Here is a 25006-nt window from a genome sequence, read left to right as displayed (position 1 = left end):
ACAAAAATCACCGACGCAATAATTTCAAAATAAATCATGGGTAATTTTTTTAATTTTCGATATTTGATTGAGACACTTATAGCTTAATAACGCCATTTTTAATGAACGAAATAATGTTGGTTATACTTGTGAAGCGAAATCTAGCCAAACTACAGCCCTGCTTGAACAATTTGTTAGCTGTTTTTATTTTGGCCATTTTGTAATGTTAATTCACAGTTACCGTTATTTAGGTGATGTATTGAATAACCAGTAGCTGTGATATGTCGATTGCCAAACTTAATATGAAATTGATTATCTACATACCTTGCTCTAACGGCACAGTTTTTTAATGTCAATGATGATATATATGTTGTTGCGGCGTCTGATATATTTGACGTGCTATTGGTAACTACGCTGCCTGATAACACATAATTATCTTTGACGCTTGCGCAACCACAAACAAATAAAATTAATACGGATACTATAAACCTCATTAAACCTCCATGTCTTCCTGGAACAGCTAGCGCTTATTTAGACGCCTCAGTAATTTCCGCCTACAAACTTGTCTTTAAATTAACAGAAAATTCTAATAAATCAATTTGTTAAATTAACAATACATCAGTTTAATTGGCTAGTTAGTCGCTAAATCAAACTTGTACGTGGTTATCCAATACAAAAAAGGCGTCTAGGTTAAATACCTAAACGCCTTTAATTAATTAGGGGTAATATTTACTTAGTGTCGGCCGCTGGCTTTTGGGCAGTGGTTTTGGCTGCTGCAGTCTTAGGTGCAGTTTTGGCCTTTGGTGCTGCTTTAGTTGTCGGCTTTTTAGTTGCTACTGGTACTTCTTTTTTGGCAGCAACAGGCTTCTTAGCTGTTGTTTTAGCCACTGTTTTAGCTGGTGCGCGCTTTGCTGGACTTTTCTTGGCTGGAGCTTTGGCTTCTATTGCTTTTTGCGAACGAACTGCCACTAACTTTTCTACCGCTTCGGTTAGCGCATCAACCTTTTTACTCAGCACGGCTAATTTATCATCAGCACTTGCTTCAACACCAAGTTTTACTTTTAGCTCAGCAATTTTATTGTCGAGTACATTATTACTTTTAATTTTTTCTTTTAAGTCGGCTTCAATTTTTTCGCCGTTTTCAATTAGCTCGTTTACTAATTGGTTAGTATCGTCAAATGTTGTGCTGACTTTACCGGATATGATTTCCCAACCCTTGGCATATGTACCAATAGTGGCTAACCAAGCTTTACGGCCTGTTTTTTCAAGCGCTTTTAAATTAGTCATGATCTATACCTCAAGTTAACTGGAACCAACAATACTGATTATTGGTTCCAGATTTTAGTTACTTAGCAAGTTTTGCTACAGCATCGGTTAATGCGTCGATTTTAGCCGACAATTCTTCAATTTTCTTGTCAGTATCGTCAGCGTCTAAACCGAGTTTAGTTCTAACTTCAGCTACACGAGCATCAACATTATTCTTCACTTTTTCTTTTTCAGCTTCGAATTTGTCTTTTGCTTCAACTTCTAGCTTTTCACCTTTTTCAACAAGCTCTTCAAATAACTTAGTTGCTTCGGTATTTAGTTTTTCGTACTGCTCTTGCGCTTCGTCAAACCCTTTACCGTATGCGCCAATACCTGCTAACCAAATTTTACGAGCTAGGTCTTCTGCTTCATTTACTTTTGTTTTGATTGCTTCGATCTTAGTCATTTTTCAATCTCCTTTTTCGGGGTATGTGTATATAGTAAAAGTGAAAATTAGAAACCGCTGTCTAATTCTTGAACTTTTTTAAATATTTTTTATTTGTATAAAAATAAAGGGCTGGCGGTAGAAAAACCGCCAGCTAAGCATGTGTTTATCTATTGCGACCGTATTTTTCGTGGGACGAAACCCAGTCGGACGACGAGATTGCCGACGCTAGTGATATTTCGCCTGCTAATACAACAGAGGCGACAATTTCGGCAAACTTCATAACGCGTCCTTTGCCATAACAGTCCATGGTTTCTAACGCTTCTTTTTGACTGCCGATGCCAGTACCTCCGCCATAGGTGGCGACGATTAACGATGGGATAGTAATCGAAAGGTATAAGTCGCCATCATCGGTTAGCTCGGTATAAAGTACAGCCGCCGAAGATTCAGAAACGTTCGCTACATCCTGACCTGTCGCAATAAACATTGCGGTAATGCCATTAGGTGAATGTAGGCCTGTATTATTAACACCAGATAAGAACGAACCGACACCCGCCACTCTGGCATGGTAGTCGAGCTGTTTTGGATCTACTCGCATGTTTTGAATAAGTATGTCTTTTTTCAAGGTGATTTCTGCGATCACCCGTTTACCACGCGTGCGCATAATATTAATTTGCGACGCTTTTTTATCGGTCGCGAAGTTTGATTCTAAATAAAAATCTTTAATGCCGTCATAGTGATCTAATATCCAGCTACAGGCAGCAAAGGTTGCTCGCCCTACCATGTTTTGTCCTGCCGCATCGCCAGTTTTAAAATTAAAGCGACAGTAAGCAAATTTGCTGGCAAAAAAGTTATCAATATAGGTTAACTCAGCAACCGATGAGGTGGCTTCGGCTTCTTCTTTGATTTTAGGGAAGTATTCACGCAACCACTTAATGAAGCTTTTTGCACCCCGAGCATCTTCAAAGACGAATACAGGCGCCCGTTGCATGGCATCATCAACAACGGTGGCCTTTATGCCACCACAAAGGTTGGCGACTTTTATGCCACGATTATATGAAGCGATTAACGTACCTTCTGTGGTAGCCATTGGAATGAGATATTCACCATCGGCGTGTTCACCATTTACTTTTATTGGCCCTGCAAAGCCCATAGGTACTTGTGCTACGCCGGTAAAGTTTTCGATATTGCCGCCTAACGTTTTTGGATCGACAGAATATTGCGGCGCATGCTTGAGCTCAACGCCTGTGTATTCTTTTACAAACGCTTGGCGTTGTTTTATGACGTCTTCACCGTAGTCATCCATATCGTTACGTGGCATGCGTGTTAAGTGTTTAGTGCACTCAGAAATGGAGTCTTCGACTTTGAAACTTAATTTACCAAATGGCGAGGCGCGGAAAGAAATTTCAATTTCATGTTTTTCAAATGGTAGCTCTTCATCATGGTCAATTAAAAACTGTGCGACAGAACGCAGTGGAAAGTCTAGATGCCCGTCGTTGTTTAACGTAGAAGCGGCTATCGTGTCACTACCAGCAATTTTTAACGAAATGTTGTCTGGGTGAAATTCTTGTCCATTAATCTTAATGCTAATCAGCTCTTTGATTTTGGCATCTTTTAAGCGGTTTTTTAGTAAAAATGACAATCCTGAATCTGTGTTCGATAAACTGCCGCGCGTATATAGTTGTTTAAGTAACATGCTAGGTACAAACATAAGGCCTTCTCTTGCTGATTATTAGTGTAATTCTCCAATTGTGTAATAAAAAAGTATTGCACAATATTTAAACAATGGATCAGTTTGGAAAAACTATTCTTGTTCAATATCAAGTTCTTGTTACTTTTTAACCATAAGTTTTAATTTTATGAACAGATTTGGCTTAGAAAATAAGATTTAAAATAGCTTTTTGTTAAATACTGGTTAAAAAACGATGTTAAAAACAACAATTTGCTCAAAAAAGCGTCTACAATCATTAAGGACAGGTTTTGTCGTTGTCATATTAAGTAAGCCTTGCGCTAAGCAGACATAAAGTAGGGAGAGCCTTGTGGGTAAACAAGCAGCGAACGGTCATGATACAACACCGGAATTAAGTAACCAGCTCGGTCAACTTAGAGATATATTATTTGGTGAAGATAAAAAGGAGTTTGAAGCACACTTCAAAGATATTGAACAGAAAAACTCTATTCAAATAGAGCAATTAAATGCCTTCATTAATCAAGAGCTTACCAATCTAAAAACAGATATGGATAAGCAGTTTGATTTATTGACTAATCAATTGAATGATTTTGATCACCTGCATAATGAACGAGAAGATCAATTACAAGGTTTTGCCGAATCAACCGCACAGCAACTTGCGAGCTTTGAAAAGTCAGTTGCACAGTCATCGAAAACATTGCAGGAAAAATTAGCGAGTGATGCTGATAAACTCAATGAGCACCTCGAACAACAGTTCTCTTCACTCACTGACAAAATAGATCAAATTGCAGCGTCGCTTGAGCATAACAAAGCAGATCGTTCTTTATTGGCTGAAGTGTTGGTGCAGGCAGCGGAAAAAATATCCAGCCAAGGGGCAGACTCTGCTGCTGAGCAGAATTCGAAAGCGTAATACTCGTCAATGGATAATAAGTCTGTGCCAAATTCCGACATTAAAAATGTCCAGTCATTGCTGTTAGGCGAGAATAACGAGCTGATCACCGATGCTGTGCGAAAAGATGCTAGGAATATAGTAGGTGAAGTCGTAACTGAAGCGATACATGATCGGCAGGCTAAAGATGGCAGCTTAGTGAAAACTATCGCGCCTATGATGGAGAATGCCATCTCGCAAAGTATAGAAAATAATAAAGCCACTTTCGTTGATGCTATGTATCCCGTAGTAGGAAGTCTGGTACGAAAGTCTGTCAGTGTTTTTTTCAATAGCTTTTTAGAAAAACTCAATCACTTAATAGAATATAGCCTTACCCTTAAAGGCATAAAGTGGCGCATAGCAGCATGGCGTCAAGGTGTTTCCTTTACTCAGTATATTCTAAAACAAACCTTTGTTTATCGGGTAGAAGATGTGCTGTTAATTCACAAAACATCAGGCACCTTGCTACTTGATGTTGCAGCCGAACAAAGTGAATGCAACGACCCAGAGTTAACCTCTGCGATGTTAACCGCCATTAATGACTTTATGATGGATTCATTTAAACACAACGAAGAAGTCATACTTGATACCATAAAAACACAAGAATTAACTTTGGTACTGGCAAATTCTCCTAAGGCTATTTTAGTGGCCGCTGTTTCGGGAATTCCTCCTGTCGAGCTACAAACACATCTTCAGCAAACATTAGATGACATTCACCAGTTATATTTTACTGAGCTTGATGAATTTGTTGGTGATACCGCACCTTTTATAAAAACTGAATCGCATCTACGTAGCTGTTTATTGTCTGAACTTAACCAAAGTGAGCAAGAAAAAAAGGCGCCGTGGTTAGCAATTGCTTTACTCGCTATTTTAATGCTGCCATTAAGTTATTTGGGCTTTCAGCAATGGAAAACACAGCAAGTTGTAAATGCTTTAATGGCGATGCCAACAACCCCAGGCTTGCATTTAGAAAGTGTAGAAACTGACAGTGGCAATATTCTGCTAACGATAATGCGCGATCCAGTGGCTGTTCACACTAAAAGTTGGCTAGCGAGTAATGAACTGGATTTAGCCAATATTGTTATTATTGAAAAGCGCTTCGCATCATTAGCACCGGAAGTTATTCATTTAAAAGCGCAAAAAATATTGGGCAATACTGAGTTTAAGTTTCATATTGAGGGTAACGAATTAAGGCTAACCGGTGGTAATAGTCGCCAGCTTTCCAACCAGTTGTTAAGTGAACTGAATTCAATTCCAGGGATAAATCAACTAAATACTGCAGCGGTAAGACCGATTAGACAACCTCAAATGAGTGAGAACCAAGCGGCAACATTATTGTTTGATCAATTAAAGAAGGAACTGGCATCACTTACCATTACATTTGATAAACAAAGTGCTGATATAGCCAGCAATATGTTGCCTTTTGTAGTGTCAGCTAAAGTGCATATACTTAATTTAATACAATTGGCAAAGCAATTATCAGTACCGATAGGCATCGTTATTTCAGGCTATAGCGATAGTACAGGGAATCAGGCGCAAAATTTAGCGCTAAGCCAACAAAGGGCTGAACAGGTTAAGTTGAGCTTGGTTGCTGAAGGAGTGCCTAACAATATGCTGCATGCTGTAGGTATTGGAGAGGTACCATTTGCTCAAGTTGAATTTGAAGCACGTGCAGTAATGTTCTCACTGATTAGCTTAAGCCCGCAAAACCAAGCAAGGAACGCAAATGATTAGTTTAAAAATTTGTTTGATTGGTGGCTCGGCTGTCGGAAAAACGAGTTTAGTTCGCCGTTTCGTAGATGGTATTTTCTCAGAAAAATACTTGACTACAATTGGTGTCAAAATTGATAAAAAACAAATTGATTTTGATGAATCAGCTGTGCAGTTATTAGTGTGGGACATTGAGGGAACTGATAAATTTAGTGGGTTTAATCCAAGGTACCTAAATGGCGCTGCAGCCTACATTGTTGTGTTAGATCAGAGCCGGCCTGATACGTTAGAAGATGCCATTTCACTTTATCAGCAAGCAAAAGTAGTCAGTCAGTCGCCGGCATATTTAGTGATAAATAAATCTGATTTACCGTCTAAACTAACCCAAATACAACTAGATTCATTGGCTGATTTTGAGTTTAGTCATGTGATCACAACAAGCGCTAAAGCTGGTGATAATGTCGAAAAGTTATTTGAATTAATTGCTAAGCAAGCCTCAATGGAGTGTGAGCCTAATGGAGAATGATCTCAATCAGGTACTAAAGTCGATTGATTGCATTGCCTTTAAATTTCAAGGAAGCGGGCAGTTTGACACGATATTTAATGATACTGAATGGTCACCAAAGTTATTAAAAAACTTATTGGCAGGTAATCCGGTTAGTCTTTATGGGAACTCACTTTTCTTAGACGACTTTCTTCGAGACGCTGAAGCTTTTTGGCAGCAAACAGCATCAAGCAATACATTAAGTTCAGGTGTTTGGACAGAGCAATTTGATAATGGCGTTTTAGGTCATTTTGAAGCACAAGCGATTAAGGCAGATAGATACCAGTTACTTGTCATTAAGAACCTTGCAGAGCAATTTGATGAAAAGCAGAAAACACTGCAAGTCGCCCGGGAAATGATATTAGCTAATGAAAATATTTTGGCTCGCCATGATTATGCACAAGAGCGTGTAGCTTCACTTGTTTCTGAGTCAGACAATTTAAAATCAATTCTTGATTCGGTTTCTAGGGCGGTAGATGCAATAAATACTGGCATCTTAATAGCAGACAACGAATTTAATTGTTTGATGGAGAACCCTGCTGTTTACAACTTGTTTAATCTACAAGCCGATAAAGACAACGGCAAAGCTTTGACCATAATTTTGCAATTGTTAGATAAACAATATCCAGAGTTTAACCGCATTATTTGTTCTGATCAGTCTTGGCAGGGTGAACTTTGTTGGATGCAGCCGCCTTTTAGTATGAAGTGGCTAATGTTATCGATAATTCCGGTGAAAAATAGCCAAGACAAATTAAGCCAATGGATTTTTATCGCTACTGATATTTCTAGAGTTAAGCACCTACAACAACAAAATGAAAAGTTGACGTTAATTGATAATTTGACGGAATTGCCGAACAGGCAATATTTTTGGAATGCTTTAGAGAGCTTTATTGCTCGGGGTATGCCTTTTTATGTGCTTTATGTGGACATCACTAATTTTAAAATTATTAATGATGAATTTGGTCATAATATTGGCGACGAAGTGCTGTTTTTGATATCTGAGCAGATTAAAAAATCGGTGAAGAAAGATGATATTGTTGCCAGAATTGGTGGCGATGAATTTGGTGTAATTTTGCAGGGCGTTATTACTGACTCGCAATGTAAGAAAATCCTCGAAAGAATTACCAATTTAACCTTTGTGCCCTACTTCCATCAAAAAATAAATAATTTAAATATAGCCTTAAAAGTTGGCGTTGCGGCTTACCCTCAAGACGGCGACAGTGTAGAGCGATTGATAAAATGTACCAGTATCGCGGCGAGTTATGTGAAAGACGCTGCTGAATTGCCTTATGCCTTCTATACAGAAGAAATGGAGTTAGAGTCACAACGACTGCTAAAACTAAAAAAAGAGCTTGATAACGCACTAGAATACAATCAATTTGAGCTCTATTTTCAGCCTATTTATTTCACGCCAGACAAAAAGGTCGCGAAGGTAGAAGTATTAGTGCGGTGGAATCATCCTGAACTAGGTCTAGTTATGCCCGGAAGTTTTATTCCACTTGCTGAAGAGACTGGTTTGATAATCCCGCTAGGCAAATGGGTTATAGAACATGCTTGTCAGGCACTTGGCGAGTTAAATTATCGTGGTATTGATATTGGCATGGCGATCAACTTATCGCCACGACAGCTTAGTGATCGGACACTGGGCCCCTTTATTGAACAAACCATTCAGGAATTTAAAATTGATGCTAAAAAAATAGAGTTGGAAGTCACTGAAGGCTTACTTATCTATAATTTTGAAACAGTATTGAGTCAGCTACAGGCGTTACGTGCCGTTGGGATTAGCTTATCTGTTGATGACTTTGGTACAGGCTATAGCTCTTTATCATACCTTAAGCGCTTACCTATCAATGCGTTAAAAATAGATCGCTCTTTTATTATGGATATTGCCAATGATGCAAACGATAAAGCGATTGTCTCAGCCGTTATAGCGATGGCACATAAACTTAATTTGCTTGTTGTTGCGGAAGGCGTTGAGCAACAAAACCAACTACAATTTTTAGCTGATAATCATTGCGACTTTATTCAAGGTTTTTTATTGTGTAAGCCGCAGCCTTTTGAACGACTTTGCTTAACACTTGAGCAAAAGTAGGCATTTCTTACAGTAAGTTCGAATTAACCACGAAAATTAATACACAAATGCGTAACTTTGTTATGTAATAGTGTTCCTTGAAAATGGATAGGTAGATAGGAAGAAGTCCAATGTTAACCCAGTTGCCAGAATGGCAGAAACTCACTGAACATTTTGATCAACAACAAGATGTTCATATGAAATCGCTTTTTGAAAAAGACAGCGAGCGATTTGAACGGTTTTCGTTAACTGCCGCCGGTATGATGCTGGACTATTCAAAAAACCATATTACTGACGAGACTATATCGTTACTGGTTGACCTTGCTAATGCAAATAAAGTGGCTGAAACACGCGACCAAATGTTTTCTGGGCATGAAATTAACGTAACAGAGCATAGAGCGGTATTGCACACCGCACTTAGGAACTTCTCGGGCCAACCGGTTTATGTTGATGGCAAAGATGTGATGCCGGAGATTGAAGCAACGCGGTTGCAGATGAAAGAGTTCGTTGAGTCGGTGTCAACCGGTGAAAGAAAAGGCTATAGCGGAAAAGCATTTACGGATGTGGTTAGTATTGGCATAGGCGGATCGTTTTTAGGTCCAAAGATTATGTCAGAAGCATTAAAACCTTACCGCCAAAAGCAACTGGATGTGCATTTTGTTGCTAACGTTGATGGCTGCCACTTACGTGATGTTTTGGCAAACCTCAACCCTGAAACTACGCTAATAGTTACGTCGTCTAAAACGCTTACGACACAAGAAACCTTACGTAACACGCAATCAGCTAAAGAGTGGTTTTTAAAAACCGCCACACAAGCTGACGTTAAACATAATTTTGCTTGTGTCTCGACTAATATTGAAGCGGCGGAAACCTTTGGTATTGATAAAGCGAATATATTCCCGATGTGGGATTGGGTTGGCGGTCGCTACTCTGTATGGTCAGCCATTGGTTTACCATTAGCTTTAGCTATTGGTTACGATAATTTTCAAGAATTTTTAAAAGGAGCGTTTGAGCTTGATCAGCACTTTCAACAAGCACCTTTAGATAAAAATATGCCGGTAATCTTAGCATTATTAGGTATATGGTATCGCAATTTCCGTGGCGCTCAATCTCAAGTATTGCTGCCTTATTATCATTATTTACGCGGTTTACCTGCTTATATTCAACAGCTGGATATGGAAAGTAACGGTAAGTCGGTGACTTTGAATAATGAAGAAGTTAAGTATGCAACTGGCCCTATTATTTGGGGCAGTGAAGGTACCAATGGTCAGCATTCTTTTCATCAGCTAATTCACCAAAGCAAAACGCCTATTCCAGTCGACTTTATCATGCCGTTAATTCCTGATTGTGACTATAAAACTCATCATGACATGTTAGCAGCCAACTGTTTTGGCCAAAGCCAAGCGTTAATGGAAGGTCAGACAGAAGAGCAAGTTATCGCTGCAATGGCAAAAGCGAAATGCAGCCCAGAGGAAATTAAGAACCTTTCCAGTCATAAAGTCATGAAGGGGAATAAGCCCAGCAATACGTTATTGTTTGATAAGCTTGATCCTAAAACGCTAGGTAGTTTGATTGCGCTATATGAGCAAAAGGTCTTTGTTCAAGGTGTTATTTGGCAAATAAACTCATTTGACCAATGGGGTGTAGAGCTTGGTAAAGCGTTAGGAAATAAAGTGTTGAGCAAACTGTCTGACGCAAACTCCACACTTACTATGGATGGCTCCACAAATGGGTTAGTCAAACTCTATCGTCAGCGAAAGTAACAATTACACTAATAAGTTAACAAGGCTATTTCTTAGAATACATATTTTTCATATTCAGGGTGCAATTCGATGTAATCGCACCAGGTACTAAAGTTTTTAGCGTTATAACGTTTGTCTGTTGCTTTGTACCACTTAGAATGTCCTCTAGGTGGTAGGCGAAATTTCACTCTCCTACCATCAATGGCGACATAGCAGGCAAGTACCCGTATTGTTTCGTTAATGACTTTAATGCGCATAAACCCTTCATTGTTGCGCTTAAATTCGGTTTTAATCTTAGGTATGGCTAACGCCTGATGCCATGGTAAAAGCAGCAAAACAACGCCTAAAATGACTCGACTAATTACCATTATATTTACCTCTTACCTGCTCTTTCTCTAACCACCATACGGCACAAAATATTATAGCAGCGCCGATAAATAATCGGCTTAAATCAGCTTGTTCATTAAAAATTGTGACGGAAAATAAAACGGCAAAAGGAATATAACCATTGTTCATAACCGCAAGTTTTTGTGCAGATACTTTCTTGGCGCCGTAATTCCATGCCGCAAAGCCTAGCCCAGAAGCTATTACGCCTAAATATAAAAGGACTGCCCATTGCCTTGTTGAAATTTGAGGTATATCAACATAGCTTTGCTCAAAAAGTACTGCAATCAGCATAAAAATAGCGGCACCTACATACATAATGGCCATATTATTTAAATGCGAGCTTTTAGCTTGCTCAGCAAGCCTTTTGTACCCGACTTGTCCCAGTGCAAAGGCAATGTTTGCCACTTGCAAAATCGCAAATCCAGTCAACCATGTATTATCTTTAGGCGCCTTAAACACTATGATCGCAGCGCCAATAATTGAAGCAATTACGACCAATAGCAGGTTAGAAGAAAAGGTTTTGGTAATTAGACTATGTAATAGATAGACATATATCGGAGTGAAAATAGTAAATACAGCAACTAGGTAGCCAGGTAGGTGCTGATAAGATTGAATGTAGGCCCAATACATCAAGCCAAATTGTATGGCACCAAGCCCTAATAATTTAATGCTTAATTGGTTGTTTGTTGAAAGGCGCATAAAAGGCAAAAAAATAAGTGCACATAATAGTAGGCGAATTGCTGATACTAAACTTGGAGCGATACCTGTTAATTCGCCTTTTATTAAGCCAAAAGAAAATGCCCAAAGGAGTGAAACGAAAATAAGTGCTTTCAATGGTGGCTTCCAAGAAATATAAATTAGATGTTTTATGGTAGCGCCTAGTCGCTGTTTTTTTAAGGTTTTTTAATTTATATGTAACTTTTTTAATAAAATTGCTTGAAAGCGCAATGGTGCGGCACCATGTCTTGCTCTAACCAAGAAGAAAAATAACATAGATGCCATTGCGGTATTGTGTAAAGTTAGAAGAAGAGAATTATTGCTATGGCAAATTTAGCCCCGATTAGAAAAGAACAACATCAGAACTTAAAAATTGCTGCAAAGCGCAGCCTTAAACACATTGCTGGTTTACATATTGTGCCAATTACTGCAGCGGAATACGCTAAAGGAGCAATGAGCTTCCCTGTATTTATCGTAAACGACCCAGAAACTAAGCGTTTTCGTAGTGTAGCGATGTTAGGTTTAGAAACAGGAGAAAACTTGTTTTTAGATGGTGACAACTGGACGGCATTATATGCACCACAAAGCGTAGGTATGGCGCCATTTGCTTTAGGTTTAGACCCAGATAAAGAAAAAACATTAACAGCTTGTGTTGATCTTGATAGTGAATTTGTTGGTGAAGACAAAGAATTACCATTATTTGATGAAAGTGGTAACGAAACTGATCTAATGAAAAATGTTCAAGAAACATTAGGTCGTTTATATGAAAATGAAGTGATGACTGAAAAGTTCATCAAAGAAATGCAAGATGCTGACTTACTAGAAGAAGTTGAGTTAGTTATTGCTTTTGCTAATGGTGAAAAGAAAAAAATCGTTGGTGTTCATACAATTAAAGAACCTAAGTTACGTGAATTAACAGATGAGCAAGTGCTTGATTTCCACAAGCGTGGTTTGTTCATTCCAATTCACTCTATGCTGTCGTCAATCGGTCAAATTAACCGTTTAGCGCAATTGCGCAATGAACGTAAAGAAGAAAAAGTTGCTGGCGTACAGATTGTCCCTGTAGAAAAGTAATAAAGTCTTGATTTTAAAAGGGCCTTTAGGCCCTTTTTTTATGCCTACTGTTTGTCTACAACGTTTATAAATGTTAACAAGTATTACAAGCTGTGATAGTTTAGTGGACATTGCTAAGTTATGTGGTTAATAACGAGGAAAACATGGTAGATAAGATTAAGCTCACTAAGGAAATGGAAGAGCAAATACAAAGCCTAGCGAGTGAAGTTTATATTCAAGTAGAAGAGAAAATGGCAAACATTTTGTCCTCTTATCAAACACCTGTTTCTGAGCAAGATATTCAGCAACACAGCCTATTTCAAGAATCACTCGAAAAGCAGCAACAATTAGAGAAGTCCTTAAATCAAGCCTCTGATAATGCGACGCAACAACAACAAGCGATCGAACAAATTCAGGCAAAGCTTGATGCCAGTGAACTTGAAGTAAAAAATATGTCTGAGCTTAACTCAGCAAAGTTGACTGATACAGAACAAGTTTTAAAAGAAAAACTCGACGCTTTGAATAAGGCTGAAGAAGCGTTAAGTGCCCTAACTGCGAATTTAGAAAATAATGAAAAAGCCTTGGTTGACGCTCAAGGAAGTGCAGAATCGCTTGCCGCTGAAAATAAAATGCTGTCGGAAAAGGAGCAGAATTTACTTAAGTCAGATAAAGCAAAAACTGCGACACTTGAAGTTCAAAATCAACAAATATCAGATCTAAATACTAAGTTAAATGAAGCGACGAGCGCATTAGAACATGCGCAATCACAGCAAGGTCGAGAGTCTCAGGCATTGGAAAAATCCTTATCTGCGGCGCAAAGCAAAGCTGATAGCCTTGAAGGTCAGGTGTCGTCATTAACAGAGCAATTAAACCAAGCTCAAGAAAACAGTGAGCAAGACCAGTCTGATTTAAAAGCTAAGGTTAGCGAATTGGAGCAGAATAATGCTGAGTTAGTGAAACAATTAACAAGCAGCCAAGCTGAAGCAGAAAATGCTAAACAAAATATTGAACAAAGTAATCAAGCACAAACTGCGGCATCTGAAAAACTGGCAAAATATGAGCAGCAGTTAGCCGCAGCAAATCAAGCGAGTATTGAAAAAGAACAAATCATTGCTTCGTTAAACCAACAAGTGGCTTCTTTCGGCGACAATGAGCAAAAAGCGCAATCAAACATAGCGCTTGCGGAAGCAAAAGTGCTTGAACTTAAAGCTGAGCTAGAAAAAACGCAAAGTGTTAGTGAACAACAAGGTCAAGAGCATGCTGATAGTGTTGCTAAACTTAATGCTGAACACCAAGATGTGTTAGCGAAATACCAAGCAGAAGCGACCAGTCAAACACAGCAAATCGACCAATTGCAATCTTCTAAAGGTGAGCTGCAACGTAATATCGACGTGTTGCAACAACATGTGAAAGATTTTAAAGAACAGGCGGCAACCTTAACGGAGCAAGTAACGCTTGCCCAGAAGAAGCAAGAAGAAAGTCAGCAAACAATAACTGAACTTGAACAACAGTTAGCGGCTGGTGAGTCGCAATTTACAGATCAAATTCAAGCACTAACTTCGCAAGTAGAAAAGTTAGAAGCTGCCGAAAATACTGCCAATCAAAAGGTGGAAGGCTTACAACACAGCATTGAAAACCTAAATAAACAACTACATGATGCAGCAGAATCTGAACAAAAAGCGACACAAAAACTCGCATCTGTTAAAGAAAAGTTTGAGCAAGATAACAATACCACGCGTGAAACAATTAAGTATCTACGCGATGAAAATATGGAATTGAATACTAAGCATGAACAGGAAATTACCGAATTAGAAGATAAAATTAGGGAATTCCGTTTGAAATTCGAATATGCCCAGAAGCAACTTCAGCAGGGGTAAACATTTTCTATAAAGCAAAGCGGCAGTATTGCCGCTTTTTTTATATCTGTTTTGGTATACTAGCGACAATCAATAGTAAGAGACCTTCAATATGGCAATTCGTCTACCATTAGCTAAGCTAAGCGTTTGGCAACAAACCGCTTTATGTTGCGCGTTATTAGAACGCATGTTGCCGAATTACGTTATGTTTTCTCACGCGGCTGAATTTGGTGATGCTGCAATATTACGAAATCAATTAGACTTATTGTGGCAAAAGCTCGATAGTAATCAAAAAATTAAGGTTAATGTTCAAGCACAGTTAGAAAAGCTTGAGCTTCAAATACCAGATCCTGAAGCGTTTGATTTTTTTGGTGTCTTCCCTGCGTTAGATGTTTGTATGGCGATGATGTCATTGTTACAGGCCACACAAAATAAAGAAGCAGACGAATTTGCTAATGTTTCGCGTTTGTCTCATAACAGTGTTAGTTATTATGTTGAGCTTGTTCTAGCCGAATCTATGGAAGAAGGCGAAGACATTCCCGTTAAAGCAATTAATGAACACCCTTTAATGGTTTGGGAAAAAGCTATGCAAGATGAGTTGTTTGATTTCCTACAAACAGCCCCTGAAAACAAAGCAACCTGCCAACAGTTGAAATCAATGGCCCTAGAAGAAGGTCTGTCTAATTTAGGTATAGAAATTGACGGTTAATTGAACAAGAGAACTTTCATGGATGAAGTAACCAGCAATCATATTGATAGAGTGATCATGCAATCACAGCAAGAAAATAAAGCCCCTTCACTCTTTGCTACTGCCTTTTGGGCGATAGTACTATTTATTCTTCCCGGCTCAATTGTTGGTTTTGGGTTTGGCGTCTATAGCGACATGGTTGCCATTGAAAATACTAATGCGTGGTTTGCACAAGTAGAAGTCATGATTGCCATGACATTTTGTATCTATTTTCTTATTTTGCCTATGGTATTTTTATTAGTGCGCGCTTTTGGTGACAATACTAGCGTGAAGGACTATCTCAATTTAGCATACCACCCGTTGGGTCTATGGGGGAAAATTACGCTTCTCACAATATTATTTTGGGGGCTATTCACCTTGCTAGGATTTATGCTCGATATTCCAGAAGAGCCCTTTATGTTGCAATTGAAAAACTCTTCCCTTCCAGTTTGGTTTATCGTGTTAAATGTGTGCGCATTGGCTCCGATTGTTGAAGAGTTGGTTTTTAGAGGCTTTTTATTTAAACGAATTGAACTGACCAAGCTAGGCACAGTAGGAGCTGCAGTCATCACTAGCCTAATATTTGCAGCAATTCACAGCCAATATAGTGTTATTGGTGTGGCGATGGTTTTTCTATTGGGTCTTTATTTTACTTGGCTTAGAGTAAAGTATCGTAGCACCAGCTTATGTATTGCTTGTCACAGTGTCTGTAATATTTTAACCATGGTTGCGCTGTATTTTTTTATGTGAGCTGATACAAGCGGCACGCAACTTGGCCCGCTTTTTTTTCTTTGATTATTTGCCAGTTTTCTGGGGTTGTAGGTGCCGCTAGTTCAGCTTCAGTTTCGACATAAACTAAAGCCCCTGCGTTTAACCAGCCGTTGGCAAGTAAATTGATAGTTTGTTGAGCCAAGTTTTGTCTAAAAGGTGGATCGACAAACACGATGTCAAAGCACGTGTTGGGTTGGCTTAAGTACTGAGTAGTGTCTGTGTGTTCAACGTTAATATTGTTAGCGTTAAGCTGTGCTTTATTTTCATTTAATTGATTGGCGGCAGCTTTATTAAGCTCGAGCATAGTTACCTGTTCAGCACCTCTAGAAAATGCTTCAAACCCTAAACTTCCAGCACCAGCAAAACAATCTAAACATATACTGTCTTGGATATAGACCATTAACCAATTGAATAAAGTTTCTTTAACTCGATCGGTTGTTGGCCTCAACCCTTCTGCATCTAACACAGGTAACTTACGGCCTCTATGTTTACCTGCGATTAGACGAATAGAATTCGTTGCTTTTGCCTTGGAACTTGCTTTATTTGGCTTTTGGCGTCGAGCTTTACTCATTTAAACACGGCCTTTTGTTTTGTGAAGGTAAATTAGATGATAAACTAGCCGCCAATTTTATCCCTTATCCTCTGTGTTGGCTATGTAAATTGGCCTACTGTGTAGTAATAGATAGTAAAAACAATGGCAAAGAAAAAAGGTTTATTTTCCTGGTTAGGTCTAGGAGCTGAAAAAGAGCAAGAACAAGAGCAGGCGCAATCATCTGAATCCTCAACAGAGGAAGCCGTTGAAGCACCAATTGAACAGCAAAAGCTTGCTGAAGAAAATGGTACAGCAGATAATGTCTTGCCAGAGCCAGAGCCAGAGCCAGAGCCAGAGCCAGAGCCAGAGCCAGAGCCAGAGCCAGAGCCAGAGCCAGAGCCAGAGCCAGAGCCAGAGCCAGAGCCAGAGCCAGAGCCAGAGCCAGAGCCAGAGCCAGAGCCAGAGCCAGAGCCAGAGCCAGAAGAAAAAACCGGCTTCTTCTCTCGCCTCAAGAAAAGCTTAACGAAAACACGCCAAAATCTTGGTGGTGGTATTTTTGATTTGTTCCGTGGTAAGAAAATTGACGACGAACTTTTCGAAGAGCTAGAAACTCATCTGCTGTTGGCTGATGTCGGTGTCGATACCACTATGAAGATTATTGATTCCTTAACTGAGTCTGCTTCACGGAATCAGTTAAAAGATGCTGAAGCACTTTATGATCTGCTTAAGTTAGAACTGAAAAAGCTAATTGAACCAGTTGCAAAACCGTTAGATATTCCTAAAAGTGATTCGCCTTATGTCATTTTAATGGTTGGCGTAAATGGCGTTGGTAAAACAACGACGATTGGTAAGTTAACCAAGCAACTTCAAGCTCAAGGTAAGTCAGTAATGTTAGCTGCAGGTGATACTTTCCGTGCCGCCGCAGTTGAGCAGTTACAAGTATGGGGCGAGCGTAATGATATTCCAGTTGTTGCGCAGCATACCGGTGCAGACAGTGCTTCAGTCATATTTGACGCGATAAGTGCGGCGAAAGCACGTGGTGCCGATGTACTGATTGCAGACACCGCAGGTCGACTACAAAACAAAGGTCACCTGATGGAAGAGCTGAAAAAAGTCGTTCGAGTGATGAAAAAACTAGATGACAGTGCGCCGCATGAAGTTATGTTGACAATCGATGCAGGTACAGGTCAAAACGCGTTGAGCCAAGCGCAATTATTCGATGAAGCGGTAAACCTTTCGGGTATTACGTTAACCAAGTTAGATGGTACAGCTAAAGGCGGCGTAGTTTTTGCCATTGCTGATAAATATTCCATTCCAATTCGTTTTATCGGTGTAGGTGAAGGTATAGACGATTTACGTTCTTTTGATAGTGATGACTTTATCGAAGCACTGTTTGCAAAAGAATAATTGCATTTAGCACCATACTTGATAAAAATAGAACGGTAACTGAAATTTGGCCACGTACAATCGTGGCCTTTTTATAAGAATAAAAAATGATCCGCTTTAATCAAGTTAATAAAACTTACCCAGGTGGCTTTCTTGCTTTAAAGAATGTCAGCTTTCAAATCGCCCCTGGTGAAATGGCCTTTTTAACCGGGCATTCCGGTGCCGGCAAAAGTACCTTATTAAAGCTCATTAGCCTGATGGAAAAACCAAGTTCAGGCACTATTCATATAAACAATCAAAACTTAGACAATGTTGGTTATCGCCAAGTGCCTTATATGCGTCGCCATATAGGTATGATTTTCCAAAACCACAACTTGTTAATGGATCGCACCGTTTTTGACAATGTCGCTCTGCCACTAATTATTGAAGGCTATAGTCAAAAAGAAATTCGTCGTCGAGTTGAAGCGGCGCTTGAAAAGATTCAATTATCCGATAAACAAAAATGCTTTCCTTATATGTTGTCAGGTGGAGAGCAACAGCGTGTAGGTATTGCCCGAGCTATTGTTAACAAACCTCCGATTTTGTTAGCGGATGAGCCGACCGGTAATTTAGATCCAAAACTGTCACTAGATATCATTAAGCTTTTCGAAGAGTTCAACGCCGCCGGAGTTTCTGTATTAATTGCTACTCATGATTTAGGACTTATTGCTAGGATGCGTTATCGAACGTTAACGCTGAAAAGTGGCAACATGATCACAGATGGTATCGTTGATGGTTTGCATTCACAAACGGAGGTTGTAAGTGAGTAATTACTTTAAACCTTCCCCAGAAAACAAGGTTAGTACGGGTCAAAAATTAATGTCGATACCGTTAAGGCATCTTCAACAAGCGATTGGTAGTTTAGGTGATCTATGGCGAACACCGTTTACAACTTTTATGACCTTGTTGGTACTTGGTATTAGTTTAACTTTACCCGCAACCTTACATTTGTTCGTTAAAAATGCGAATAATGTGGTATCGCAATGGGATTCGGCGTCGGAAATAACCTTATTTTTAAAACTCAATATTGATGATAAAGCAGGGCAAAATCTAGCGAGTCGCTTAGAGCTTTATCCAGAAATAGCGGCAGTGACTTATATTTCTGCTGAACAGGCATTAAAAGATTTTAAGCTGCACTCTGGTTTTGGCGATGCTCTGACTTATTTAAGTGAGAATCCATTACCCGCGACTATTTTAGTCACTCCAACTAAACGTTCAGGTCAGGCCGTTGCGGCAAAAGATTTGTTGTTGAAATTGGAGAAAGAGCGAGAAGTTGATCAGGGAAAATTAGACTTAGAATGGCTTTCTCGTTTAGAGGCGATGGCTAAATTGATCGAAGATATTGTCATTGCTGTTGCTTTACTGCTTTGTTTATCTGTAATTTTAATCATTGGTAACACAATACGGTTAGCAATATTAAATCAAAAAGATGCAATTGCTGTGATGAAGTTAGTTGGGGCTACAGATAGCTTTATTCAACGTCCTTTTATGTATGCAGGTGCATGGTACGGCATTTTTGGCGGAATTTTCGCGAATATAGCTATATTCACTCTTGCTCACTATTTATCTAGTGCTATGACAGAACTAACAGCGCTATACCACTCAAGTTTTACATTAGAAACATTATCATTTACTGAAACTGTCGGTTTAATGGGATCAGCAATTTTGTTGGGGTTGATAGGAAGTTACTTATCGGTACGTCAACATATAAGAGCTATCGAGCCAACAGCCGACTAAGTCTATTGATTAAGCATGCTGTCTGCCCAAGCGATAGCGTCTTGGTGAATTTGGTTGCAGGCTTCAATTGGTATGCGAAATTGCTTAGCAATGCTTTCACAGTGCAACCATTGTCCTTGCTCTGAGTGCTTTGCTAAATCTAAATAGCTGGTTAAGTAAATATTCTCACCAAGCAATGCCGCTTTGATTTCTTTATCTATAGGAAGGATATCTACCACCGAGCCTATGTCGTGATCTAATATTCCATCAATCATTGATAACATACCAGTAAGAAATGCTTTAGGTGGATCTTCATTGTCTTGCATAGCTTGCCCAACTAATTCGCAATACTTTGCTCTAAATAGTGATAAGCGCATTATTTCGTTTGGCTTATTCTGTGCTAAATCTGAAAGCGCTAATAGCGCAATGAACTTTTTAAGTTCAACTTCACCAATATAAATTAATGCGTGTTTTAGTGAGGTGATCTCCTGGCTTCGACCATAAATAGGACTGTTAATAAAGCGAAGTAGCTTATACGTGAGGCCAGGATCACTACTAAAAATTTCGCTAATGGTGTCGAAATTAAGCTGGCCATGGCTCGCTTGATTTATCAGCTCTAATATATTTTGTTTGGTTGTGGAAATTTTCTTTTGCTTGAGCATTTCTGGTTTAGCAAAAAAGTAACCCTGAAATAAAGTAAACCCCAACATTTTCAATTGCTCAAATTGGCGAGCGGTTTCCACTTTTTCTGCGAGTAATATTTTATTGTGATCTTTAATTCGGTTGATATAGCGGCTGATTTCAAGAATTGAAATTGCCAGCACGTCAACTTTAATAATATCCACATAGGGTAAAAATATGTCCCATTTAGGATCAAAGTCATGATCATCTAACGCTAATGTGTAGCCTTTTTCTTTTAATGAAATACAAGCTGCTAATAACTCGTCACTAATTGGCACGTCTTCTAAAATTTCTATAACAATTTTTTTAGGATCTAAAAAGCTAGGAAAATGCCTGATTAGTGTATCGGCATGGAAATTTATATATGCCGTGAGATCACCTGTGACTTGTTCAACACCCATGGTTAAATGGTTGTTTGTCAGAATATTTGATGTCGCCTGATCTGGGTTTATATCAGGAAAATGATTGCTTTGACCGTCTCTAAAAAGTAATTCATAGGCAATACACTGCTGCTGCAAGTTGAGAATAGGTTGACGGGCGACATATGAATACACAATTATTTACCTTTAATTACGACAGATAATAATAGTTTTTGTTATCTTAATTCAGCTGAAAAGCACGCTGTCATTATTTTGTAACCTAGTAATACTTAGAATGTACAGCTTATTCGTAATAAAAATGAAATAAAAACGAGTAGTTAACGGTCTGTTAACAAAAATAGTGGTTTTATGGTCGCATCAGTAAATAAAGCATGCTAATATCGCGAGCCGACTATATGAAAATCATCAATAGTTTTTTAAGTGTAAATCGAGGTTTTAAATGAGTGAATCAATGCAATCAATGGCGTTAACTGTCCCACAAAGTGGCAGCATTGAAGCATATATGCAGTCTGCTTACAGCATTCCAGTGCTAAGTGCGGAGCGTGAGCATGAGTTAGCGACTCGTTTATATAGTCAAGATGATTTACAAGCGGCACAAGAACTTATTATGTCGCATTTACGTTTTGTAATTCATATTGCCAAAAGCTATTCAGGCTATGGTTTACCTCAAGCTGATTTAATTCAGGAAGGTAATGTTGGTCTTATGAAAGCGGTTAAACGCTTTAACCCTGAAGTGGGTGTGCGTTTGGTTTCGTTTGCCGTGCATTGGATCAAAGCAGAAATACATGAATATGTGCTTAAAAATTGGCGCATAGTAAAAGTTGCAACTACAAAAGCTCAACGTAAATTGTTCTTTAACCTACGTAAGAATAAAAAACGTTTAGGTTGGTTTAGCAATGAAGAAGTAAATACGGTTGCTGAAACACTTGGTGTAAGCACTAAAGACGTGATGGAAATGGAATCACGTATGAGTAGTCAAGATCAAGCATTTGAGCTTTCTTCAGATGACGATGACAATGCAAGTGCTAGTGGTAGCTTTTCACCGGCACAGTATTTAGAAGACAAGCAGTCTGACTTAGCGGTTTCAGTTGAAGAGTCAAACTGGGAGCAGCATGCTAATCAAAAGCTTAGTTCTGCATTGATTACGCTAGACGAGCGTAGTCAGGACATTGTTCGCACTCGTTGGTTAGAAGATAATAAAGCAACATTGCAGGAACTAGCCGATAAATATCAGGTATCTGCTGAGCGTATTCGTCAATTAGAAAAGAATGCATTAAACAAATTAAAAGGTGCAATGAGCCTTTAATTTTAAAGTTCACTTTAAATAAAAAACCGGCTTTATGCCGGTTTTTTATTGCTCGCGATTTAATTAGCCTTATCAGGCACCTACTTACTTAAATTTTTAATATATTTTTATCTTATGTGTATAAAAAACATACATAGCAAGATAAATACTTCGCACGCTAAGATACGAAAAACAACCAGTTGTTATTAATTTGTAGTGTTTTGCTGGTCTGGTTTCATTTAGTTACAGTTAGGCGACATAAGGGTACAAACCTCTACATTTTTAAACGAACTTTTTCATATGACTCACGCATTATTTGGGCAGGTCAGCAGGATAGCTACCAGCAAATAGATAATAATTTTTAGTGAGGAATACCCATGAAATCATCTCAGTTATGCGCAGCTATTCGTTGTGCTCTTTTCGTCGGTGCCGCGAATACGGCACTTATCACAACATCAACATTTGCCGAAGAACTAGGTGTCGAGAAAGCAGTAGAAAGAATTCAGGTTACGGGTTCTAGAATTAAGCGTGCAGATATGGAAACGGCAAGTCCAGTAACGGTTATTGATGCTAGTGAAATTAGTGCTTCCGGCGTTACATCCATAGACCAACTATTACAAAAAACCACTGCAGCTAGTGGCGCGATGACCAACCCTGGTATAAACAATGGTTCAGGTGGTAATGCCACTATAAACCTTCGTGGTTTAGGCGCTCAGCGTACATTAGTATTGGTTAATGGTCGCCGCATGATCAATTCAGGTACCGGTGCTTCATCAACTGTAGATTTAAATACTATTCCAGTAGCCATGATCCAGCGTGTTGAGGTGCTTAAAGACGGTGCCTCTGCAGTTTATGGCTCGGATGCGGTTGCTGGTGTTGTTAATATTATTTTAAAGCGAGATTTTGAAGGCTTTGAAATGAATACTTCGGGTGGTATTTCTGGCGAAGGAGATGCCGAAGAAGTCGGTATTGATATTACGATGGGTACTACATTTGATAGAGGGAACCTAGTTGTAGGCTTACAATTTATGGATAGGGGGGATGCCAGCCAGGCCGATCGCGATTTTTCAGACTGTCCGATAAGTGAAAAAGTTGGTGAAGATGGTAAGCCCGAATTATATTGTGGTGGTTCAAGCTATACACCTAATGGCCATATTTGGGGTCCAGATGGAGAAAGTTTACAAGGAAACCCTGATGGCTCATGGCATGAATTCAGCGACAGCGATAAATATAATTACTCCGAGGTTTCTTACCTATCGACTCCGATGAAGCGCTTTAATGTTACGGCGCTAGGTACATATGAATTAACTGATTACAGCACTTTCTTTTCAGAAGTTATGTACACCAAACGTTGGTCCGAACAACAAATGGCTCCTCAGCCTGTATGGTTTGATTTTACTTACGAAGAATGGATGGGCGACTCGTTAATTGAACATGGTTTAGCATATGGAGATGAACTTTCCTATGGTCGTCGTATGACTGATACGGGTCCAAGACAGTTTAAACAAACGGTTGATACTTTTAGAACCGTAATCGGTGTAGAAGGCGAGTTGGATAATGGCTGGTCATGGGATACATCAGTTAATTTTGGCCGCAATGATTCAGTGGAGCAGCTTGCTAACTTACACAATATGGGGCTAATTCAAGAAGATATTAATTCGGGTACTTTCAACCCACTAGATCAAGATTCTTGGTCACAAGAAAACTTAAGCACATACACATACACGGAGCAAAACTCTGGCGGTAGTCAAAGCCTAACGTTAGCGGCTAGTCTTTCTGGTGAACTATTTGAATTACCTGCAGGCTATGCAGGCTTTGCCGCGGGCATTGAAAAGCGTACAGACAAAGCATGGTATACGCCGGATTCGCTGACTTCTCAGGGCATGGCTAATGACCCACGTGTTGAACCAACATCTGGCTCTTATGATGTACATGAAGCATATATGGAATTGGCACTACCGCTATTAGCCGATGCGCCTCTTGCCGAACATGTTGAACTAAGCACCGCTGTGCGTTATTTCGATTACTCTACTTTTGGTGATGATGCGACTTGGAAATTAGGCTTAACTTGGAAATTAAATGATCAATTAATGGTAAGGTCTGTAGCATCAACCGCTTTTCGGGCACCAACTGTAGATGAGCTATTTGGCGGTGAATCACCATCTTTTGATCAGGTGAATCATTCTGCTACTGATCAAGATCAAGCCGAAGTCACCGTTGGTGGTAACGAGCAGTTAACTCCTGAAGAAGCGGATACATTAACTTTTGGTATTGTCTATGAGCCAAGTTGGTTTGACGGTTTCTCGGTTACCGCTGATTACTACAGAATAGAAATTGATAATGCCATTACTAAAGTTGACTCTCAGTACATCGTTGATCAATGTTTAGGCGATGATGGGACGCCGATAAATACAGAAAGTGCACTATGTAAATCCGCTGATATTAGTATGGATAATTCAGGCCGTATAAAATTTAATAATACGCTACAAAATATTGGTGCTGAAAACATTTCTGGCTTAGATATCAACTTGGCGTATAGCTTTCAAGCGGCTGGTATTGATTGGCGAGCAAACCTAGATACGACATTCTTAAATGAGTATGAAGTTGAAGTTACTGGCGAGACAACAGACTATTCAGGCCTAATAACCGGTGGTATTGGTAGCTATGCAGAGGTTAAATCTAACTTCTCATTAACTGCGAGTGGCAGTGACTGGAATGCCACCTATAAAGCACGTTATATCGCAGGTATGGATAGTGCTTCTTGTCTAAGTGACCCCTCGGCATGTTATGCACCTTCAACACCTAGTATTGTTTATCATGATATCAATGGTTCATATAACTTTAGTGAAACATTAACCTTGTCAGGTGGTGTTAATAATTTGTTTGATAAAGAAGCCCCGTATTATACAGGTAATAATGACTCTAATACTGACCCATATACGTATGATGTCATTGGTCGCTATGTATTTGTAAAAGCTTCGGTAGCTTTTTAAGTAAGCTTATTCACATATTAAAAGGGCTGCACTATATGTGTAGCTCTTTTGTTTGTTTTTCAATCTGTGCATTTTGGAAGTTTTACTAGCCAAGCGAGTTTTATTTGTTATATTAGCTGCTTAAAAATA

Annotated in this window: 22 protein-coding genes; 14 read left to right on the top strand and 8 right to left on the bottom strand. The window is 39.2% G+C overall.

Annotated features, from left to right (window positions below; genetic code table 11):
- Positions 1-173 precede the first annotated feature (173 nt).
- The 4 genes from HII17_RS04245 to HII17_RS04230 all read right to left on the bottom strand — a co-directional run bounded on the left by HII17_RS04245 (position 174) and on the right by HII17_RS04230 (position 3380).
- Positions 174-473 (bottom strand): hypothetical protein, encoded by a 300-nt coding sequence (locus HII17_RS04245; RefSeq protein WP_169074043.1) that lies wholly within the window; start codon positions 471-473, stop codon positions 174-176.
- A gap of 235 nt (positions 474-708) precedes the next feature.
- Positions 709-1266: a hypothetical protein gene (locus HII17_RS04240; protein WP_169074042.1), complete on the bottom strand. Its 558-nt coding sequence runs from the start codon at positions 1264-1266 to the stop codon at positions 709-711.
- 58 nt (positions 1267-1324) lie between these two features.
- On the bottom strand, positions 1325-1690 hold the full coding sequence (locus tag HII17_RS04235) for a phasin family protein (RefSeq protein WP_169074041.1): 366 nt from the start codon (positions 1688-1690) through the stop codon (positions 1325-1327).
- A 145-nt stretch (positions 1691-1835) separates the two neighbouring features.
- Positions 1836-3380, bottom strand: a complete 1545-nt coding sequence (locus HII17_RS04230; RefSeq protein ID WP_169074040.1) for a hydroxymethylglutaryl-CoA reductase — start codon at positions 3378-3380, stop codon at positions 1836-1838.
- A 328-nt stretch (positions 3381-3708) separates the two neighbouring features.
- Here HII17_RS04230 and HII17_RS04225 point away from each other — a divergent pair, with 328 nt between their 5' ends.
- The 5 genes from HII17_RS04225 (at position 3709) to pgi (ending at position 10375) form a co-directional block, all read left to right on the top strand.
- Positions 3709-4269 (top strand): hypothetical protein, encoded by a 561-nt coding sequence (locus tag HII17_RS04225; RefSeq protein ID WP_169074039.1) that lies wholly within the window; start codon positions 3709-3711, stop codon positions 4267-4269.
- 9 nt (positions 4270-4278) lie between these two features.
- The gene (locus tag HII17_RS04220) at positions 4279-6021 is read left to right on the top strand and encodes an OmpA family protein (protein WP_169074038.1); all 1743 of its coding nucleotides are present in this window, start codon (positions 4279-4281) and stop codon (positions 6019-6021) included.
- The gene (locus tag HII17_RS04215) at positions 6014-6523 is read left to right on the top strand and encodes a Rab family GTPase (protein WP_169074037.1); all 510 of its coding nucleotides are present in this window, start codon (positions 6014-6016) and stop codon (positions 6521-6523) included. The genes HII17_RS04220 and HII17_RS04215 overlap by 8 nt, the downstream gene beginning before the upstream one ends.
- The gene (locus HII17_RS04210) at positions 6513-8633 is read left to right on the top strand and encodes a sensor domain-containing protein (protein ID WP_169074036.1); all 2121 of its coding nucleotides are present in this window, start codon (positions 6513-6515) and stop codon (positions 8631-8633) included. The genes HII17_RS04215 and HII17_RS04210 overlap by 11 nt, the downstream gene beginning before the upstream one ends.
- A 110-nt stretch (positions 8634-8743) precedes the next feature.
- Complete coding sequence (pgi, locus tag HII17_RS04205; RefSeq protein ID WP_169074035.1) at positions 8744-10375, top strand: glucose-6-phosphate isomerase; 1632 nt, start codon at positions 8744-8746, stop codon at positions 10373-10375.
- A gap of 32 nt (positions 10376-10407) precedes the next feature.
- Here pgi and HII17_RS04200 read toward each other — a convergent pair whose 3' ends face one another.
- Both HII17_RS04200 and HII17_RS04195 read right to left on the bottom strand, forming a co-directional pair.
- On the bottom strand, positions 10408-10722 hold the full coding sequence (locus tag HII17_RS04200; protein WP_169074034.1) for a hypothetical protein: 315 nt from the start codon (positions 10720-10722) through the stop codon (positions 10408-10410).
- The gene (locus HII17_RS04195; protein ID WP_169074033.1) at positions 10712-11575 is read right to left on the bottom strand and encodes an EamA family transporter; all 864 of its coding nucleotides are present in this window, start codon (positions 11573-11575) and stop codon (positions 10712-10714) included. The genes HII17_RS04200 and HII17_RS04195 overlap by 11 nt, the downstream gene beginning before the upstream one ends.
- Positions 11576-11782: 207 nt before the next feature.
- On the opposite strand from HII17_RS04195, the gene HII17_RS04190 reads away from it, so the two are divergent.
- From HII17_RS04190 to HII17_RS04175, 4 genes are all read left to right on the top strand, one after another.
- Positions 11783-12532, top strand: coding sequence for a SapC family protein (locus HII17_RS04190; RefSeq protein WP_169074032.1), 750 nt, complete (start codon positions 11783-11785; stop codon positions 12530-12532).
- A gap of 143 nt (positions 12533-12675) precedes the next feature.
- Positions 12676-14388: a hypothetical protein gene (locus HII17_RS04185; protein ID WP_169074031.1), complete on the top strand. Its 1713-nt coding sequence runs from the start codon at positions 12676-12678 to the stop codon at positions 14386-14388.
- A 91-nt stretch (positions 14389-14479) separates the two neighbouring features.
- Positions 14480-15076: a YjaG family protein gene (locus HII17_RS04180; RefSeq protein WP_169074030.1), complete on the top strand. Its 597-nt coding sequence runs from the start codon at positions 14480-14482 to the stop codon at positions 15074-15076.
- A gap of 18 nt (positions 15077-15094) precedes the next feature.
- Positions 15095-15844: a CPBP family intramembrane glutamic endopeptidase gene (locus HII17_RS04175; RefSeq protein ID WP_169074029.1), complete on the top strand. Its 750-nt coding sequence runs from the start codon at positions 15095-15097 to the stop codon at positions 15842-15844.
- On the opposite strand, the gene rsmD is transcribed toward HII17_RS04175, so the two are convergent.
- Positions 15837-16436 carry a 16S rRNA (guanine(966)-N(2))-methyltransferase RsmD gene (gene rsmD, locus HII17_RS04170; RefSeq protein WP_169074028.1) on the bottom strand — a complete coding sequence of 200 codons (600 nt, stop codon included), beginning with the start codon at positions 16434-16436 and terminating at the stop codon, positions 15837-15839. The two genes, HII17_RS04175 and rsmD, sit on opposite strands and share 8 nt — an antisense overlap.
- A gap of 123 nt (positions 16437-16559) precedes the next feature.
- Here rsmD and ftsY point away from each other — a divergent pair, with 123 nt between their 5' ends.
- From ftsY to ftsX, 3 genes are all read left to right on the top strand, one after another.
- Positions 16560-17804, top strand: coding sequence for a signal recognition particle-docking protein FtsY (gene ftsY / locus HII17_RS04160; protein WP_211185237.1), 1245 nt, complete (start codon positions 16560-16562; stop codon positions 17802-17804).
- Positions 17805-17890: 86 nt separating this feature from the next.
- Complete coding sequence (gene ftsE, locus HII17_RS04155) at positions 17891-18592, top strand: cell division ATP-binding protein FtsE (RefSeq protein ID WP_169074027.1); 702 nt, start codon at positions 17891-17893, stop codon at positions 18590-18592.
- A 49-nt stretch (positions 18593-18641) separates the two neighbouring features.
- Entirely contained in the window at positions 18642-19559 is a 918-nt protein-coding gene (gene ftsX, locus HII17_RS04150) for a permease-like cell division protein FtsX (protein ID WP_169074183.1), read from the top strand.
- Positions 19560-19561: 2 nt separating this feature from the next.
- On the opposite strand, the gene HII17_RS04145 is transcribed toward ftsX, so the two are convergent.
- Positions 19562-20773: an EAL and HDOD domain-containing protein gene (locus HII17_RS04145; protein WP_169074026.1), complete on the bottom strand. Its 1212-nt coding sequence runs from the start codon at positions 20771-20773 to the stop codon at positions 19562-19564.
- 265 nt (positions 20774-21038) lie between these two features.
- Between HII17_RS04145 and rpoH the strand changes: the two genes are divergently transcribed.
- Together rpoH and HII17_RS04135 are read left to right on the top strand one after the other, a co-directional pair.
- Positions 21039-21905, top strand: a complete 867-nt coding sequence (gene rpoH, locus HII17_RS04140) for an RNA polymerase sigma factor RpoH (protein ID WP_169074025.1) — start codon at positions 21039-21041, stop codon at positions 21903-21905.
- Positions 21906-22261: 356 nt separating this feature from the next.
- Positions 22262-24877: a TonB-dependent receptor gene (locus tag HII17_RS04135; protein ID WP_169074024.1), complete on the top strand. Its 2616-nt coding sequence runs from the start codon at positions 22262-22264 to the stop codon at positions 24875-24877.
- Positions 24878-25006 lie beyond the last annotated feature (129 nt).

The organism is Thalassotalea algicola (assembly GCF_012932965.1).
GTDB lineage: Bacteria > Pseudomonadota > Gammaproteobacteria > Enterobacterales > Alteromonadaceae > Thalassotalea_F > Thalassotalea_F algicola.
The sequence above is the reverse complement of the archived record's forward strand: the minus strand, read 5'-3'. Positions and strand labels throughout refer to the sequence as shown.